Source organism: Variovorax glucosi, from assembly GCF_051216695.1.
Classification (GTDB): Bacteria; Pseudomonadota; Gammaproteobacteria; order Burkholderiales; family Burkholderiaceae_C; genus Variovorax.
Genome location: NZ_JBPJZE010000002.1, coordinates 646,220 through 662,753 on the forward strand (window position 1 = coordinate 646,220; position 16,534 = coordinate 662,753).

Consider the following 16,534-nt stretch of genomic DNA (forward strand, 5'->3'; position numbering starts at 1 on the left):
CTTTCCAATGGCAAGACGCTCCGTCGCATCCTCTTTGACCCGCGCTTACACGCGCAGTCTTCGCACGCTGACCAAGGCGGCCACCAAAGTCACGCTCAGCAACGGCCGTCGCATCGGCGCGAAGATCACGCGCGCTGCCGTCGCGCAGAACAAGCCGCCGCCAGGACCCGGCGACTGGATCTCGGGCATGGCGCTGGGGCCGGCTGGCGCACGTCGTTTTCATCTGTACAAACCGCCAGGCGTCGCCATCGGCGAAAAATTGCCGTTGATGGTGATGCTGCACGGCTGCGGACAGACCGGGCGCGATTTCGCGATCAGCACGCGAATGAACCGACTCGCCGACCGCGAGCGATTCCTGGTGCTCTACCCTGAACAGGATCGCATCGCCAATCCGCACGGGTGCTGGAACTGGTACGACACACGTTCGGGCAAGTCGCGTGCCGAGGCCGCCACGCTGCTGGCCGCTGTCGATCAGGTCTGTCTGATGTACCCGGTCGACCGAGAAAAGATCGCGGTGGCTGGACTTTCGGCGGGCGCGAGCATGGCAGTGCTGATGGCGACGCATTTTCCGACGCGCTTCAAGGCGGTCGTCACGCATTCGGGCGTTGCGCCGGGTGCCGCGCAATCGTCCGCCAGCGCATTGAGCGCGATGCGCGGGCAACGCATTCCATCGCCGTCAACTGCGGTCGGCAAGGCGATGGGCGCTGCATTGATGGGCACGACATTGCCGCCGCTCATGGTGTTGCACGGCGTCGCAGACTCGGTGGTCGCTCCGGGCAATGCCCGATCGACCGCAGCGATCTGGGCGACGGCTTCCGGCGCACAGCCAGGGGTTGACCGGATGCTTCAGCGCGGCAAGCGCCATCCGATGCGCCAGACCGATTACAAGCGCGATGGCAAGGTTGCGGTCACGTTGTGCGAGATCAAGAATCTCGGCCATGCATGGAGCGGCGGGTTGGGCTCGCAGCCTTTCAGCGATGCGGCGGGGCCGGATGCGACGAAGCTGCTCTGGGCGTTCGTGTCGGCGCAGTTTGCTGGCGGCGATTTAGCTTAGCGGCGATAGTGCGGCAAGTCGGGTCGCAACCTGTTTGCATGCAGCGATCAGATCTCGCACGATGCGGTCGTCGATATTGAGGTCGCCCTCGTACTCACCGAGATTTCGAATTTCGTGTGCCTTGTTCAGTACCCGCCAGACCTCAGGACCCAGCCCTAGCGTGTGCGGCAAAACCTGGAACACGATGTACCGATTGCTCGAACGATAGCCATGCCGGCGGAGCGCAGCCAGACACATCGAGTGAGCTGCGTTGTAGGCGAGATCGAAGCGGCTTTCGAGAGCCAACTGTTCTACCTGCGAATCCCTGAGCCGAGCGATTCCCGAGCGCATGAGTCCTGCGAATTCACTCGTATCCGGTGCTTCGGCACGGAGCGGTTTGCCAGGGCCGCAAAGGTTCTCAAGCTGGGAGGACATTTGCGTCTCCGATCACCCACAACTTCGGTTGGGCCATCACTCGATTGACGAAGGACTCGCCATCTTTTTGTTTTCGCAGTAACTCATTGACGGTGAAGATCGTCGGATTGACCGTGCGGCCAAGGCGTAAGGAAACTGCATCCAGCGTCAGGAAGACGTCACCGTAGGAAAGGTCGTCGCTGATGAGCATGAGGTCGATATCGCTTATTGTGGTGTCACTCCTCTTGGCAACCGAGCCGAAGACAAAGGCTGCGTCGATCTGGCTCGACAACGGTTGCAGCGCCTCGCGCAGCGGTCCGACCAGGCCGAAAGTCTTTTGCACGATGCCGCATAACTCAGCGTAGATCGGCGCTTCGGGGTTGGCTTGGTAGTGCTTCTGATTGCCGATACGCGACGAAATGAGCAGTCCGCTTTCGGTCAGTTGTTTCAACTCGCGCTGAACGGCCCCTGAACCTGCACTTGTCAACTTGATCAATTCGCTTCCAAAAAAGCTGCGCTCCGGCTGTCCAAACAGATAACCCAGAACGCGTTGCTGGGTCGTCGTGAAAAGGGCATCGGCAAGTCCGGTTCGTTTTGCGGCGGAGCCTTTTGCTATATCTGTCGATATTCCCATATTGGGTATCTTAAATCCCAAATTGGGTTTGTTCGTACGCCACCGGGCGTATTTCCGTATTAGTGCTCGATCAAGACACTCCTCTCATCGTCAGCAAAGCGCTGACGAGCAGGTTCAAACAACCGGAGAAGGAACATCACCATGCAACGCCGTTTCACCCTCAAGGCGCTCGCCGCCGCTGCCACTCTCGCCAGCCTGTCGGCTGTGCCTGCCTTCGCCGCCGACACCATCAAGGTCGGCGTGCTGCACTCGCTGTCGGGCACGATGGCGATATCGGAGACCGTGCTGAAAGACACGGTGCTGATGGCCATCGAGGACATCAACAAGAAGGGCGGCGTGATGGGCAAGCAGCTCGAGCCCGTGATCGTCGACCCGGCTTCCAACTGGCCGCTGTTCGCCGAGAAGACCAAGCAGCTGCTGGGTCAGGACAAGGTTTCGGTGATTTTCGGTTGCTGGACTTCGGTGTCGCGCAAATCGGTGCTGCCGGTAGTCGAGGAAATGAACGGCCTGCTGTTCTACCCTGTGCAGTACGAAGGTGAGGAGCTGTCGAAGAACGTGTTCTACACGGGCGCGGCACCCAACCAGCAAGCCATTCCTGCAGTCGACTATCTGATGAGCAAGGAAGGCGGCGGCGCGAAGCGTTGGGTGCTGCTCGGCACCGACTACGTCTACCCGCGCACCACCAACAAGATCCTGCGCGCCTACCTCAAGAGCAAGGGCGTGGCCGACAAGGACATCGACGAGAAGTACACGCCGTTCGGCCACAGCGACTATCAGACCATCGTCGCCGACGTCAAGAAGTTCTCGGCCGGCGGCAAGACCGCCGTGGTGTCGACCATCAACGGCGACTCCAACGTACCGTTCTACAAGGAACTCGGCAACGCGGGCCTGAAGGCCAAGGACGTGCCGGTCGTCGCCTTCTCGGTGGGCGAAGAAGAACTGCGCGGCGTGGACACGAAGCCACTGGTGGGTCACCTGGCCGCATGGAACTACTTCATGTCGATCAAGAACCCGACCAACACCGCCTTCATCAAGCAATGGAGCGACTATGCAAAGGCCAAGAAGATCCCCGGCCACATGGACAAGCCGCTGACCAACGACCCGATGGAAGCCACCTGGATCGGCATCCACATGTGGAAGCAGGCAGTGGAGAAGGCCAAGTCGACCGACACCGACAAAGTGATCGCGGCCATGGCCGGTCAGACCTTCAACGCACCGTCGGGCATCGTGTCGAAGATGGACGAGAAGAACCATCACCTGCACAAGTCCGTGTTCATCGGCGAGATCAAGGCCGACGGTCAGTTCAACGTGGTGTGGAAGACGCCGGGTCCGGTCAAGGCGAAGCCCTGGAGCCCGTACATCGAAGGCAACGACAAGAAGCCGGATCAGCCTGCCGGCAAATCGATGTAACTTTGGCTCGCCCCCAGGATGCGGCGCACTTCGTGTCGCCTCCTCCTACCCCCTGCCGGGGGCAACACCAGCGGCCCGGCAAAGCCGGTTCCGCGGTGTTTCTGGTCTGAACTCCCCCCATTACTGAGATCGCCGTGCAACTACCGATGCGCTTTCTACTTGCCTGCGCGACGGTTGCGCTAGTCGCAGCTCTGCCTGCGCACGCATTGACATCCGACGAAGCCCGCGCCATCGCCTCAGGCGACACCGAAGCCCGCATCGTCGCACTCGACAAGGCCGTGCTCACCGCCGACGACAAGACAGCCGCTTTCATTCAGGCGATGGCCGACGACGCGGTCAAGTTCACTGAAGACAAGGTCTTCGTGATCAAAGAGGACAAGGGCTACGACCCTGTCACCGGCGCCGAATCGAAGGTGCCCGATACCGCGGAAGACGTGGTCAACAACAACCTCATGCGCGGCGCATTCGACGCCGCGCAGGCCGTGCTCAAGCTCACGAGCAAGGACTCGGCTGTGCGTGCCGAAGGCGCGCAGGGCCTGCTGAAGGAACCGAGCGAATCTCGCCTGCCTGCCGTCGAAAAGGCGCTCGCCGCCGAGACCGACCCGGGCATCAAGGCCCAGCTCGAACTGGTGCGTGCCGCGTCGATGCTCAATAGCGCCGACCCCGCCAAGCGCATCGCGGCCGCGAAGGCGCTGGCCGAGCGCAAGAGCCCGGACATCAAGCTGCTGCTCAACCAGCGCCTCGCCGACGAAACCGATGCGGGCGTCAAGAGCGCCATCGCCGAATCGATCACGAGCATTGACGGCGCGCTGGTCTGGGGCGATCGCATCAACGCGGTCTTCAGCGGGATCAGCCTCGGCTCGGTGCTGCTGCTCGCCGCGCTCGGCCTGGCCATCACTTACGGGTTGATGGGCGTCATCAACATGGCGCACGGCGAGCTGATGATGATCGGTGCCTACGCGACCTACGTGATGCAGGGCGTGTTCCAGCGCTACATGCCGGAGGCCGCATTCGGCTGGTATCTGGTGGCTGCGATTCCGGTGTCGTTCATGGCGTCGGCGCTGGTCGGCGCGGTGCTGGAGCGCGGCGTGATCCGCTTCCTGTACGGCCGCCCGCTCGAAACCCTGCTTGCCACCTGGGGCATCAGCCTGATGCTGCAGCAGCTGGTGCGCACGCTCTTCGGCGCGCAGAACGTCGGCGTCGAGAACCCACCCTGGATGAGCGGCGGCTTCACCATGTTGAGCAACGTGACGTTGCCGTGGAACCGCGTCGGCATCATCGTGTTCGCGGTGATGGTGCTGCTCGCGGTCGGCTGGCTCATCGGCAAGACGCGGCTCGGCCTCTTCGTCCGCGGCGTCACGCAGAACCGACCGATCGCTTCCTGCATGGGCGTGAACACGGCGCGCATCGACACCTACGCGTTCGCGCTCGGATCGGGCATTGCAGGACTCGCCGGCTGCGCACTGAGCCAGATCGGCAACGTCGGCCCCGACCTCGGCCAGAGCTACATCGTCGACTCGTTCATGGTGGTGGTGATGGGCGGCGTCGGCCAGCTTGCCGGCACGGTCTACGCGGCGATGGGGCTGGGCATCCTCAATAAATTCATCGAAGGCTGGGCCGGCGCGGTGCTCGCGAAGATCGCGGTGCTCGTCTTCATCATCATCTTCATCCAAAAACGTCCACAAGGCATCTTCGCCATGAAGGGCCGGAGCGCAGAGGCATGAGCAAGGTTGTACTTCCCACCAAAGGCCCGCTGCTGAGCGGCAAGGGCTGGACGGCGTTTTTCGTCGCGCTCATCGTGGTCTGCGCGCTGGCGCCGGCGCTCAATCTGCTGGTGCCGCGCGACAGCGCGTTCTACATGAGCGACTATGCGGTGGCGCTGGTCGGCAAGATCATGTGCTACGCGATCTGCGCGCTGGCGATGGACCTGATCTGGGGCTACACCGGCATCCTGTCGCTGGGCCACGGCATGTTCTTCGCGCTCGGCGGCTACATGATGGGTATGTACCTCATGCGCCAGATCGGCCGCGACGGCAACTACAAGAGCGACCTGCCGGACTTCATGGTTTTCCTCGACTGGAAAGAGCTGCCGTGGCACTGGACCTTCAGCGGCAGCTTCGGTCTGACGCTGCTGATGATCGTCGCGGTGCCGGGGCTCATCGCCTTCGTGTTCGGCTTCTTCGCCTTCCGCTCGCGCATCAAGGGCGTGTACTTCTCGATCATCACGCAGGCCATGACCTTCGCGGCGATGCTGCTGTTCTTCCGCAACGAGACCGGCTTCGGTGGCAACAACGGCTTCACCGATTTCAAGCGAATCCTCGATATCCCGATCGCCACGCAGAACATGCGCATGACGCTGTTCGTCATGACCGGCCTCACGCTGCTGGGCTTCTTCCTGTTCAGCAAATGGCTGATCGGCAGCAAGTTCGGCCGGGTCCTGCAAGCCATCCGCGATGCGGAAACGCGCGTGATGTTCTCGGGCTACAACCCGCTGCCGTACAAGCTCACCATCTGGGTCATCTCGGCCATCATGTGCGGTGTTGCCGGTGCGTTGTACGTGCCGCAGGTCGGCATCATCAATCCCGGCGAGATGAGCGCCGCGAACTCGATCGAGATCGCGATCTGGGCCGCAGTCGGCGGACGCGCCACGCTGATCGGGCCGATCATCGGCGCCTTCATCGTGAATGGCGCGAAGAGCTGGCTGACGGTGGCGTATCCCGAGTACTGGCTGTACTTTCTCGGCGCGCTGTTCATCGCCGTAACCCTGTTCCTGCCGAACGGCATCGTCGGGCTGGTGCGCAAGCTGATGTCGAAAGACAAAGGCCCGAGCGATGCACGACTCGAGGCGCAACGCGGCCTGGCCGCATCGGAAGGCGTCGAGCCCGAAGCACTCGCGCCCGTCGTGTCCGCCTCTGCAGTCGAAGCCAAGGGAGCACGCGCATGACGCCCGATCTGATGGAGCAAGGCGCGCGACGTGTCGCAAGGCACAACGGCGTCGAACTGCCGGGCAACACCGAATCCGGCGGTCGCGATGGCGGCGCCGGGCGCATCGCGATCCCGGGTGAAGTCGACGTCACGCACGGCCGCATCCTGTACCTTGAAGACGTCTGCGTGAGCTTCGACGGCTTCAAGGCGATCAACAAGCTGTCGCTCGACATCGCACCCGGCGAACTGCGCTGCATCATCGGCCCGAACGGCGCCGGCAAGACCACGATGATGGACATCATCACTGGCAAGACGCGGCCGGATTCGGGTACCGTCTTCTTCGGCAGCACCATCGATCTGCTGCGCCACAAGGAAGCCGAGATCGCCCAGCTGGGCATCGGACGCAAGTTCCAGAAGCCGACGGTGTTCGAGCAACTCACGGTGTTCGAGAACCTCGAACTCGCGCTCAAGACCGACAAGGGCGTGAAGCGCTCGATGCTGTTCAAACTCGATTCAATGCAGAGCGACCGGCTGGCGGAGATCATCGAAACGATCCATCTGTCGGACAGCGTTTCGCGCATGGCCGGCAATCTCAGCCACGGCCAGAAGCAGTGGCTGGAAATCGGCATGCTGCTGATGCAGGACCCGAAGCTGTTGCTGCTCGACGAGCCTGTCGCCGGCATGACGGACGAGGAAACCGCGCGGACTGCGGAGCTGTTCCTGACGCTCAAGGGCAAGCATTCGCTGATGGTGGTGGAGCACGACATGAGCTTCATCCGGACGATTTCGGAGATCGTCACCGTGCTGTGCGACGGGTCCGTACTGGCGCAGGGGACGCTGGATGAAGTGCAAGCGGACGAACGGGTGATCGAGGTCTACCTCGGGAGATAAGAAATGCTCACAGTCAAGAACGTCCACCAGTACTACAGCGGCTCCCACATTCTTCGCAACGTCAGCTTCGAAGCGACGCTGGGCAAGGTCACCGTGCTGCTCGGCCGCAACGGCGTCGGCAAGACCACGCTGCTCAAGTCGCTCATGGGTCTTGTGCCGATCAAGAGCGGCAGCATCGAATTCGACGGCCAGCAGATCCAGAAGAAGACGCCATACGAGCGCGCCCGCTCCGGGATGGGCTTCGTGCCCCAGGGCCGCGAGATCTTCGCGCGCCTCACGGTCGAGGAAAACCTCCGCATGGGCCTCGCCTACAAGAGCGGCAGCACGCCGATTCCGGCCGAACTCTACGAGCTGTTCCCGGTGCTGAAGCAGATGCTCCACCGCCGCGGCGGCGACCTTTCCGGCGGGCAGCAACAGCAGCTTGCCATCGCCCGCGCGCTCGCACCGAAGCCAAAGCTGCTGATCCTCGACGAGCCGACCGAAGGCATCCAGCCAAGCATCATTAAGGACATCGGCCGCGTCATCCGCATGCTGGCTGACCGTGGCGACATGGCCATCGTGCTGTGCGAGCAGTACTACGACTTCGCGCAGGAACTCGCAGACGACTACCTCGTGATGGAGCGCGGCGAAGTCATCGCGCGAGGGCTCGGCAAAGATATGGAAGCGCAGGGCGTGCGGCAGCTGGTCGCCATCTGACCGGCTTGACCGTGTGCGTGCGAAGCTGCCGCTTGCGTGGTATCTTCAGTTGACATAGGGTTAACACTTAGTTCCACGGGTGGGACTGGCGTGTTGCCAGTCGCACACACCATGAACACGTCGTCCCTTCCTGCCTCCTCGTCCAACGTCGACATTCCCCGAGATGATCGCACGCTCATGCGCGCCGTCGTCGCGCTCGGCGTTGGCGGATTTGCCATCGGCACCGGCGAATTCGTCATCATGGGCTTGCTGCCCGAGGTCGCACGCAACCTCGGCGTCAGCATTCCCGAGGCCGGCCACGTCATCAGCGCCTATGCGCTGGGCGTCGTCATAGGCGCTCCGGTGCTCGCCGTGCTAGCCGCCGGCTGGCATCGCCGCACGCTGCTGATCGCGTTGATGGGCGCTTACGCACTCGGAAACTTCGCTTCGGCTATGGCGCCTGGCTATCTGTCGCTGAACGGCCTGCGCTTCTTGAGCGGCCTTCCGCACGGCACGTATTTCGGCGTTGCGGCGCTGGTCGCTGCTTCATTGGCACCATCGGGCCAGCGCGCCCGCGCCGTCGGGCTGGTGATGCTCGGATTGACCGGAGCCACCTTGTTCGGCGTGCCCATTGCAGCATGGCTCGGACAAATGTTCGGCTGGCGCGCCGCTTTCGTCTTCGTCGGTCTGATCGCGTTGCTGGCCATGTGGCTGCTGCGTCGCGGCATACCGGACATGCCGGCCGCATCCGGCGCGAGCCCACTTCGCGAACTCGACGCGCTGCGCCGCGGCCAGGTCTGGCTCACGCTGGGCATCGGCGCCATCGGCTTCGGCGGCATGTTCTCGGTGTTCAGCTACATCAAGCCGACGCTGACCGAGGTAGCCGGGCTGCCGTTGAACGGCGTCCCCTTCGTGCTGGCGCTGTTCGGCGTGGGCATGGTCACCGGCAATCTCGTCGGATCGCGATTCGCGGACAGGAACCTCATGAAAACCATCGGCGGGCTGCTGGTCTGGTCGATCGCGATCATGGTTCTGTTCGTGTTCGCGGCGCAGCACATCGGCACCGCCGCCATCGCGACATTCCTGCTCGGCACCATCGTCGCGATTGCGCCGGCGCTGCAGATCCGGCTGATGGACGTGGCGGGCGAGGCGCAGACGCTGGCCGCGGCGCTCAACCATTCGGCTTTCAACACGGCCAATGCGCTCGGCGCCTACCTCGGCGGCATGGCGATTTCAGCCGGCTTCGGCTGGACGTCGACAGGCTGGGTCGGTGCGATGCTGGGTGTCGCCGGACTGGTCGTGTTTGCCGCATCGATAGCGCTCGACCGACGCTCGAAGAGCGCACCTAAAAGCTGATCAGCCTGCGCGGCCGGGCTCTTCGTGCGTGCCCATTGGCGGCGCGATGTCTTCCAGCGACCGCCGCTCCGCATCGACGCCCCATCGCAGCGCGACGAGCCCTGCCACGATTACCAGCACGGCACCGATGGCATAGCCGACAGCCACCGCTCCACGGCTTCCGGTGTCGATCAGCATGCCGAACAGCCACGGTGCCGCAAAGCCTCCGGCGCCAGTTCCGACTGCATAGAAAAGCGAAATCGCCAGCGCGCGCATCTCGAGCGGGAACACTTCGCTCACCGTCAGGTAAGCCGAACTTGCCGCAGCAGATGCCAGAAAGAACACCGCCGACCAGCACAGCGCCTGGCTCAGTGCGTTCAGCCATCCCTCCATGAAGGCCCAGCCTGTCAGCGCCAAGCCGATCCCTGAAAGCACATAGGTCAGCGCGATCATCTTCCGCCGTCCGATACGGTCGAACAATGGTCCGAGCAGCAGCGGCCCTAGCACGTTGCCTAGCGCGAACGGAAAGATGTAGAGCGCGACGCGACCCTCCGGCACGCCGTGGAAGCGAGTCAGCACCAGCGCATAGGTGAAGAAGATCGCGTTGTAGAAGAACGCCTGCGAAATCATCAGCGACAGCGCAACCACGCTGCGCGAGCGATAACGGTGGAACAGGACGTTCGCCACCTCGCGCATCGACGGCGCGGACTTTTGCAGATAACTCAGGCGCGTGCTCACCGGCGCAAGCGGACCGTGTTGCTCTGCGACCTCGGCCTCGATGCGCTCGATGATTGCGTCGGCCTCGTCGGCACGGCCATGCGCGATCAACCAGCGCGGGCTTTCCGGTACGTCGCGCCGCACCAGCAGGATCGCGACGGCCAGCAAACCACCGAGCGCAAATGCCGCACGCCAGCCCCACACCGGTCCGAGCACGCGCGGATCCAGCAGCACCAGGCTCAGACCGGCGCCCAGCGCGGCACCGATCCAGAAGCTGCCGTTGATGGCGAGGTTCACACGGCCGCGCACGCGCGCCGGGATCAGCTCGTCGATGGCCGAATTGATGGCTGCGTATTCACCGCCGATGCCCACGCCGGTCATGAAGCGACACAGCGCGAAGAACGCGAAGTTGGGCGAGAACGCCGTCGCCAGCGTCGCCGCCGTGTAGACCGCCAGCGTGATGAGGAACAGCTTCTTGCGACCCAGCCTGTCTGCCAGCCGGCCGAACACCAGTGCACCGATCACCGCGCCGCCGATGTAGAGCGAGCCGGCCGCGCCGATCTGCGCGGCGCGCAAGCCGAGCGTGTCCGACCGCTCCAGCACGCCGCCGAGCGAGCCGACCAGCGTCACCTCCAGGCCATCGAGCACCCAGGCCACACCCAGCGCAATGACCACGCGCCAGTGCCAGCGCGACCACGGCAGGCGGTCGAGGCGGGCGGGAATGTCGGTGTGGACGAGTGCCATGCGTACGGCACTCTAGGCGCGGACGACACGTCTGCGCTGTCGGTGAAAACCGCTATCGACGCGCCAGCAGCGTTGCGATGGAGTCGGGCAAGCCGGTGTTCGGCTTGGTCGGCGGCGGTGCGAAGCTGCCTTCGACCGCCTTGCCCGGCTGCAGAGCGATCAGCGTTTCCGCATGCCGCACCGCGCTCGAAACGCCGTCCACCACCGGCACCGGAAGCTGCCCGCGCAGGCTGCGCGCAAGCCCGGCCAGCGGCGCGCCGGCCAGCACGATGACCTCGGCACCGTCCTCGCGCACCGCGCGTTCGCACAGCTCGCGCAATGCGTCGGCATGCTCGTCCTGCACGCTGCCGATGCTCGCGAGCGGACGGTCCAGCGCCCGGATGCTGGCCAGCCGCCCGATCAGCCCGTTGGCCTCGACCACCTCGCGATACCAGGCCTGGATGCGCTGTGAAATCGCGACGATGGAGAAGCGATGGCCCAACAGGCAGGCGGTAGCAAGCGCCGATTCGGTCATGCCGAGCACCGGCACCGACAACACCTCGCGAAGGCCCGCGAGACCGGGATCGCCGAAGGCCGCGACGATGACCGCATCGTGCCCAGCGTGATGCTCCGCAGCGCGTTGCGCCGTCGCATAGGCGCCGATCAGCGCCTCGAAACGTGTTTCGATATACGCCACGCCAAAGGCCGCCGTCTGCATCGTGATCTGCGTGCCCGGCGATGCCGAACGCCGCGCTTCGGCCTCGATCAGCGCGGTCACGCTTTCCGAGATGTTGGGGTTGATGATGAGCAGGCGCATGCCGGTCATTCGGCGCGCGGATGCACCCGCTTCGGCATCAGCGTCGGCATGCCGCACTCGAGCAGCTGTCCGCGCCCCGGATGCGGATGGAAGTCCTTGCCGTCCCACACCACTTCGCCGCGCGAGAGCGTCAGGCCCGGCCAAGCTTTCAGGCGCATGCCGGCGTAGGGCGTGTAGTCGACCTCGTGATGCAGCTGGTCGTTGCTCAGCACGAAGTCGCGCTCGTCCCAGATCACCAGGTCGGCATCGGCGCCGATCGCAATCGTGCCCTTGCGCGGGTGCAGGCCGTAGGCCTTTGCCGGGCCGGTGGCCGTGAGTTCGACGAAGCGGTTCGCGGTCATCCGGCCGGCCAGCACGCCCTCGGACCAGAGCAGCGCCATGCGGGTTTCGAGCCCCGGAATGCCGTTCGGGATGTGGCGGAAGCTGACCTCCTCGCCGTTGGGTTTCTTGCCTTCCGGCGCGTCGTACTTGAAGGGCGCATGGTCGGACGAGAAGACGCTGAAGAGCCCGTCGTTCAGCCCGTCCCAGATCACCTGCTGGTTCGCCTTGTCTCGCGGCGGCGGGCTGCAGACGCACTTCGCGCCCTTGTAGCTGTCGTCGATGCCGAGGTCTTCGGCGGTCAGGAACAGGTACTGCGGGCAGGTCTCGGCGAATACGTTCAACCCGTGCGCGCGCGCCCAGCGGATCTGCTCGACAGCCTCCTTGCCGGAAACATGCACGATCAGGATCGGCACGTCGACCAGTTCGGCAAGCGCGATGGCGCGGTGCGTGGCTTCCCGTTCGACCAGCATCGGCCGGGCGTGCGCGTGGAAGCGCGGCGCCTTACGGCCGGCGGCTTCGAGGCGCCTGGTCAGCCATTCGATGCAGTCGGAGTTCTCGGCATGCAGCATCGCCATCGCGCCTTCCTGGCGCGCGACGTCGAGCACGTCCAGGATCTGGCCGTCGTCGAGCTTCATGTCGTCGTAGGTCATGTAGATCTTGAACGACGTGAAACCTTCGCGGATGAGCTGCGGCAGTTCCTCGCGCAGCACTGTCGGCGTCGGGTCGCTGACGATCAGATGGAAGGCGTAGTCGACGTGGGCCTTGCCGGCGGCGCGCGCGCGGTAGTCCTCGACCGCTGCGCGCAGCGACTGGCCTTTCTGTTGTGCCGCGAACGGGATCACGGTGGTCGTCCCACCGCAGGCTGCCGAGCGCGTGCCGCTGTCGAAATCGTCGGCGTTGCGTGTGGGCGGCGGCATCGGCTGGTCGAGGTGGCAGTGCGCATCGACGCCGCCCGGCGTCACGGTGCGGCCGGCCGCGTCGATGGTGCGCGTGGCAGTGCCGAGCGTGCTGCCCAGCTGCACGATGCGGCCGTCGCGGATGCCGATGTCGCAATCGAATTCGTCGGCGGCTGTCACGACGTGCGCGTTGCGCACGATCAGGTCGAAATCGGTCATCGGGAAAATTCTTGAGGTCGGGAAGAAACCGGCTCCGGGCGCAGCAGCGACAGGATGTGGCGCTTGTAGTCGTTGAACTGCGGGCTCGTCGCGTCGCGCGGCCGGGGCAGGTCGATCGGGATCAGTTCGCGGATGCGGCCCGGGCGCGCCGACATCACGGCGACATGCGTGCCGAGTGCCAGCGATTCGTCGATGCCGTGCGTCACGAAGACGATGGTCGCCTGGCTCTCGCGCCAGATGCGGACCAGCTCGCCGTGCATCTCCATCTTTGTCTGCTCGTCGAGCGCGCCGAACGGCTCGTCCATGAGGATGACCTCCGGATTCATCAGCAGCGCGCGGGCGATGCCGACGCGCTGGTTCATGCCGCCGGAGAGTTCGCTCGGAAAGTGATTCTCGAAACCGGTGAGCCGGACCATGTCGATGAAGCGCTGCGCGCGTTCGCGACTCTCGGTCTTGTTCATGCCGCGCATCGTCAGGTGGAAGGCGACGTTCTGCCAGACGGTGAGCCATGGCATCAGCGTCGGCTGCTGGAAGACGAAGCCGCGGTCCGAGCCCGGGGCCGTCACGACCGAGCCGCCGACCGACACCGTGCCGCTGGTCGGCTTGTCGAAGCCCGCGATCATGTTGAGCAGCGTCGACTTGCCGCAGCCGCTCGGGCCGAGCAGGCAGAGGAATTCGTTGCGCGCGACGTTCAGGCTGATGTCGTCGAGCGCCCTGACCGAGCTGTTTCGCTTCGGATCGTCGAAGAGCCGCGAGACGCGGTCGATGGTGATGAGCGCCATGGCCTCAGCCTCCCTTGGCTTGCAGAGTGGAGCCGCGCTGCCAGCGCAGCACGCGGGCGGCGACCAGCTTGATCGCCAGGTCGCTCAGGAAACCCAGCAGTCCGATGCTGACCATCGCCGCGATGACGAGGTCGTAGCGCAGGAAGTAGTACGAGTCCCAGAGCACGTAGCCGACGCCGCTTTTCACGGCGACCATCTCGGCCGTGACGGTCAGCATCCAGGCCGAGCCGATGGCGATGCGCAGGCCCGAGAAGATGCTCGGCAACGCCGCCGGAAAGACGATGTGGCGCAGCAACTTCTGCGGCGAGCCGCCGGCCATCGCGCCCGCGCGGAGCAGGTTGCGGTCGACCGTCTTCACGCCATGGATGGTGCTCAGCAGCACCGGGAAGAAGGAGCCGAGAAACACCAGGAAGATGGCAGGCTTGTCGGCGATGCCGAACCAGATGATGGCCAGCGGAATCCACGACACCGGCGGCACCGGACGCAGGATCTGCAGCACCGGTTCGATCAGTTTCTCGATCGTGTGCGACCAGCCGATGGCCATGCCGATGCCCACGCCCAGCACGGTTGCGAGCGCGAAGCCGGAGAACACGCGGAAGGCACTGGCAGTGGTGTCCATGAACCAGTGGCCGCTGTAGGTCTGGGTGTTGCCGTCGGTCGCGAAAATCCAGTCGGCCCAGGCCACGAGCACCTGCGACGGCGCCGGCAGCAGGGCGCGCGGCAGGACGCCGGAGCGGGAAAAGATCTCCCAACCGACCAGGATCAGCACCGGCACGATGGCGCGTTCGATGCGCCGGTAGAAGGCCAGGGGCCAGGAGGACGCCGTCACCTTCAATAGCCCAGTGCGGACTTCGGCTTGCCGGTGACCGCTTCGAGGAAACGGTAGTCCATGTTTTTCTCGATCGGGCCTGAGACATCGGTGGAGATGTACTTCAGGTCGCGCATCATCGCGCCGATGGCGACGGCCGGTGCGCGGTACATGCGGTAGTCGGGATACAGATTCTCGACCGCGCCGGCGGCGATGGCCTTGTCGAGGCCGGTGACCTTCTGGATGGTGTCGACGAAGAGCTGCTTATTCGCGGCCATCATGTCGTTGACCTTGACGATCGAGCGCACCGTTTCCTCGACGGCCTTCGGCTTGGAGGCGATCACGTCGGAGCGCGTGACGATCAGGTTGGTGAGTTTGCCCGCGGCCTGGTCGTACGGATAGGCAAAGAACCTGGCCGCATTCAGCTGGCGGATCTGCGTCGCGAACGGGTCGACCGAACAGATCAGCTCGATCTCGCCGCGGCGCAGCGCCTGCACGTGGTCCGACGGGTTGGGTATGTTGATGAACTGCACGTCCTTGTTGACGTCGATGCCCTGCTTTGCGAAGGCACCACGCATGTGGATGTCCTGCGCGTTGCCGCGCGATGCCGCGACGCGGAAGGGCTTGCCGGCGGCCTTGTAGTCGGCGATCACCTTCTTCAGGCTGGCCCAGTCGTTCTCCTTGACGGCCAGATCGTTGCCGACCAGGATCTGCGAGCCGCCGTTGACCTGGCCCGAGATCGCGACCACGTCGAAACCCTTGTCCAGCGCCGTCGCATAGTGCAGGTAGGTGACCTGGGCGACATCGATGCTCTTCGACAGCAACGCCGTCAATACGTCGTTGCCGGTATTGAAGGCGATGGCCTCGAGCTTGACGTTGACGGCGTTTTCCGGCGTGAGCGAAAGTGGCGTGCAGTGCGCGCACTTCGCATAACCGAGCTTGATCGACGACGCGTCCTGGGCCTGGCTCGCCAGCGGCACGACGGCCGCCAACACCAGCATCAGTCTGGCAAGGGTCTTGAACATGGTTTCCTCCGGATAGTTGGAACCATGTCGAGCAAGCTGCATGCCAGTGTTTTGTATCCAATCCAAAATTCTGTTGGATACAAATAGCGCTTTGATGGTGCGCAATGCACAGCGGCGATGCGCCATGCACCGGGCCGCGGCAGAGTCAGCCGAACAGGACGTCAGCCAGGTCGACCTCGCGCTCGGGTGGCACATCGAGCCTGAGCGCATGTTCGATATGGTTCAGGTGCTCCGTCATGAGCGTCGCGGCGAGGGCGGTGTTGCCGGCCTCGATGGCGTCGATGAGCAGCGCGTGATCGTCGTTGGGGCAGGCGGCAGCCGTCGGCGTGTCGAACGTGAGGATGGCCAGGCAGGTCAGCGGCGTCAGCTCGCGAATCAGTCGAGTGAGGATGCTGCTGCCCGTCAGTTCGGCCAGCAGCACATGGAAATCGCCCGAGAGTCGCACCGCCTGTCGCCGCTCGCCGCGCGCATGCGCCTGCTGCTCGCGCTTGACCAGCGCGCGCAGTTGCTTGACGGCACCCGGCGCCTTGCCCTCCTGGATGCGTGCGATCAGGCGAGCCACCGTGGCAGGTTCGAGCGTGCGGCGCACGTCGAGCACGTCGTGCGCTTCTTCGGCGCTGGGCGTGGTCACGAAAGCGCCGCGGTTCGGGATCAGCGTCACCAGCTGCTCGACTGCGAGCCGCTGCAGCGCGCCCCGCACCTGTGTGCGGCTGACCTCGAAAAGCTCGGCCACACGCTCCTCGGAAAGCTTGGTGCCGGGCAGCATGCGGTGCTCGACGATCGCGTCGTAGATGCTCTGATGAATGTCGGCCTGGCTGGCCTTCTTGGCGACGGTTGTTTTTGTTGTCATGGTTCGAAAAGCATCGTATCCAATTCCCGCCGATTCGGCTGGCACGGTTCTGGCGTCCC

16 protein-coding genes are annotated in these 16,534 nt (G+C 64.3%); 7 read left to right on the forward strand and 9 right to left on the reverse strand.

Annotated elements, in window-relative coordinates:
• Positions 1–7 precede the first annotated feature (7 nt).
• A complete protein-coding gene (locus ACSFA3_RS11385; RefSeq protein ID WP_435505547.1) occupies positions 8–1,054 on the forward strand; it encodes an extracellular catalytic domain type 1 short-chain-length polyhydroxyalkanoate depolymerase in 1,047 nt (348 codons plus the stop codon).
• Here ACSFA3_RS11385 and ACSFA3_RS11390 read toward each other — a convergent pair.
• Both ACSFA3_RS11390 and ACSFA3_RS11395 read right to left on the reverse strand, forming a co-directional pair.
• Positions 1,046–1,468 carry a hypothetical protein gene (locus tag ACSFA3_RS11390; protein WP_435505548.1) on the reverse strand — a complete coding sequence of 141 codons (423 nt, stop codon included), beginning with the start codon at positions 1,466–1,468 and terminating at the stop codon, positions 1,046–1,048. The two genes, ACSFA3_RS11385 and ACSFA3_RS11390, sit on opposite strands and share 9 nt — an antisense overlap.
• Positions 1,452–2,081 (reverse strand): transcriptional regulator, encoded by a 630-nt coding sequence (locus ACSFA3_RS11395; RefSeq protein WP_435505549.1) that lies wholly within the window; start codon positions 2,079–2,081, stop codon positions 1,452–1,454. Before ACSFA3_RS11395 ends, ACSFA3_RS11390 begins: the two co-directional genes overlap by 17 nt.
• Positions 2,082–2,222: 141 nt before the next feature.
• On the opposite strand from ACSFA3_RS11395, the gene urtA reads away from it, so the two are divergent.
• The 6 genes from urtA (at position 2,223) to ACSFA3_RS11425 (ending at position 9,338) form a co-directional block, all read left to right on the forward strand.
• Complete coding sequence (gene urtA / locus ACSFA3_RS11400; RefSeq protein WP_435505550.1) at positions 2,223–3,491, forward strand: urea ABC transporter substrate-binding protein; 1,269 nt, start codon at positions 2,223–2,225, stop codon at positions 3,489–3,491.
• Positions 3,492–3,637: 146 nt separating this feature from the next.
• A complete protein-coding gene (gene urtB / locus ACSFA3_RS11405) occupies positions 3,638–5,215 on the forward strand; it encodes an urea ABC transporter permease subunit UrtB (protein WP_435506211.1) in 1,578 nt (525 codons plus the stop codon).
• Entirely contained in the window at positions 5,212–6,435 is a 1,224-nt protein-coding gene (gene urtC / locus ACSFA3_RS11410; protein WP_435505551.1) for an urea ABC transporter permease subunit UrtC, read from the forward strand. The genes urtB and urtC overlap by 4 nt, the downstream gene beginning before the upstream one ends.
• A complete protein-coding gene (gene urtD / locus ACSFA3_RS11415; protein ID WP_435505552.1) occupies positions 6,432–7,307 on the forward strand; it encodes an urea ABC transporter ATP-binding protein UrtD in 876 nt (291 codons plus the stop codon). The genes urtC and urtD overlap by 4 nt, the downstream gene beginning before the upstream one ends.
• Positions 7,308–7,310: 3 nt before the next feature.
• Positions 7,311–8,003, forward strand: a complete 693-nt coding sequence (gene urtE / locus ACSFA3_RS11420; protein WP_435505553.1) for an urea ABC transporter ATP-binding subunit UrtE — start codon at positions 7,311–7,313, stop codon at positions 8,001–8,003.
• 111 nt (positions 8,004–8,114) lie between these two features.
• Complete coding sequence (locus tag ACSFA3_RS11425; RefSeq protein WP_435505554.1) at positions 8,115–9,338, forward strand: MFS transporter; 1,224 nt, start codon at positions 8,115–8,117, stop codon at positions 9,336–9,338.
• On the opposite strand, the gene ACSFA3_RS11430 is transcribed toward ACSFA3_RS11425, so the two are convergent.
• The 7 genes from ACSFA3_RS11430 to ACSFA3_RS11460 form a co-directional block, all read right to left on the reverse strand.
• On the reverse strand, positions 9,339–10,778 hold the full coding sequence (locus ACSFA3_RS11430; protein WP_435505555.1) for an MFS transporter: 1,440 nt from the start codon (positions 10,776–10,778) through the stop codon (positions 9,339–9,341).
• A gap of 52 nt (positions 10,779–10,830) precedes the next feature.
• Entirely contained in the window at positions 10,831–11,574 is a 744-nt protein-coding gene (locus tag ACSFA3_RS11435) for an aspartate/glutamate racemase family protein (RefSeq protein ID WP_435505556.1), read from the reverse strand.
• A gap of 5 nt (positions 11,575–11,579) precedes the next feature.
• On the reverse strand, positions 11,580–13,010 hold the full coding sequence (gene hydA / locus ACSFA3_RS11440; protein ID WP_435505557.1) for a dihydropyrimidinase: 1,431 nt from the start codon (positions 13,008–13,010) through the stop codon (positions 11,580–11,582).
• Entirely contained in the window at positions 13,007–13,792 is a 786-nt protein-coding gene (locus tag ACSFA3_RS11445; RefSeq protein ID WP_435505558.1) for an ABC transporter ATP-binding protein, read from the reverse strand. The genes hydA and ACSFA3_RS11445 overlap by 4 nt, the downstream gene beginning before the upstream one ends.
• A gap of 4 nt (positions 13,793–13,796) precedes the next feature.
• Positions 13,797–14,621, reverse strand: coding sequence for an ABC transporter permease (locus tag ACSFA3_RS11450; protein WP_435505559.1), 825 nt, complete (start codon positions 14,619–14,621; stop codon positions 13,797–13,799).
• 2 nt (positions 14,622–14,623) lie between these two features.
• Positions 14,624–15,625: an ABC transporter substrate-binding protein gene (locus tag ACSFA3_RS11455; RefSeq protein WP_435505560.1), complete on the reverse strand. Its 1,002-nt coding sequence runs from the start codon at positions 15,623–15,625 to the stop codon at positions 14,624–14,626.
• Between the two features lie 145 nt (positions 15,626–15,770).
• Positions 15,771–16,475, reverse strand: a complete 705-nt coding sequence (locus tag ACSFA3_RS11460) for a GntR family transcriptional regulator (RefSeq protein WP_435505561.1) — start codon at positions 16,473–16,475, stop codon at positions 15,771–15,773.
• Positions 16,476–16,534: the final 59 nt, after the last annotated feature.

Bases quoted from the DNA above. Each gene is read 5' to 3' on its own strand.
- ACSFA3_RS11390 (WP_435505548.1), bottom strand. From the start codon at position 1,468: ATGTCCTCCCAGCTTGAGAACCTTTGCGGCCCTGGCAAACCGCTCCGT.
- ACSFA3_RS11425 (WP_435505554.1), top strand. From the start codon at position 8,115: ATGAACACGTCGTCCCTTCCTGCCTCCTCGTCCAACGTCGACATTCCC.
- urtC (WP_435505551.1), top strand. From the start codon at position 5,212: ATGAGCAAGGTTGTACTTCCCACCAAAGGCCCGCTGCTGAGCGGCAAG.
- urtD (WP_435505552.1), top strand. From the start codon at position 6,432: ATGACGCCCGATCTGATGGAGCAAGGCGCGCGACGTGTCGCAAGGCAC.
- ACSFA3_RS11430 (WP_435505555.1), bottom strand. From the start codon at position 10,778: ATGGCACTCGTCCACACCGACATTCCCGCCCGCCTCGACCGCCTGCCG.
- hydA (WP_435505557.1), bottom strand. From the start codon at position 13,010: ATGACCGATTTCGACCTGATCGTGCGCAACGCGCACGTCGTGACAGCC.
- ACSFA3_RS11395 (WP_435505549.1), bottom strand. From the start codon at position 2,081: ATGGGAATATCGACAGATATAGCAAAAGGCTCCGCCGCAAAACGAACC.
- ACSFA3_RS11385 (WP_435505547.1), top strand. From the start codon at position 8: ATGGCAAGACGCTCCGTCGCATCCTCTTTGACCCGCGCTTACACGCGC.
- ACSFA3_RS11455 (WP_435505560.1), bottom strand. From the start codon at position 15,625: ATGTTCAAGACCCTTGCCAGACTGATGCTGGTGTTGGCGGCCGTCGTG.
- urtB (WP_435506211.1), top strand. From the start codon at position 3,638: ATGCGCTTTCTACTTGCCTGCGCGACGGTTGCGCTAGTCGCAGCTCTG.
- ACSFA3_RS11435 (WP_435505556.1), bottom strand. From the start codon at position 11,574: ATGCGCCTGCTCATCATCAACCCCAACATCTCGGAAAGCGTGACCGCG.
- ACSFA3_RS11445 (WP_435505558.1), bottom strand. From the start codon at position 13,792: ATGGCGCTCATCACCATCGACCGCGTCTCGCGGCTCTTCGACGATCCG.
- urtA (WP_435505550.1), top strand. From the start codon at position 2,223: ATGCAACGCCGTTTCACCCTCAAGGCGCTCGCCGCCGCTGCCACTCTC.
- urtE (WP_435505553.1), top strand. From the start codon at position 7,311: ATGCTCACAGTCAAGAACGTCCACCAGTACTACAGCGGCTCCCACATT.
- ACSFA3_RS11460 (WP_435505561.1), bottom strand. From the start codon at position 16,475: ATGACAACAAAAACAACCGTCGCCAAGAAGGCCAGCCAGGCCGACATT.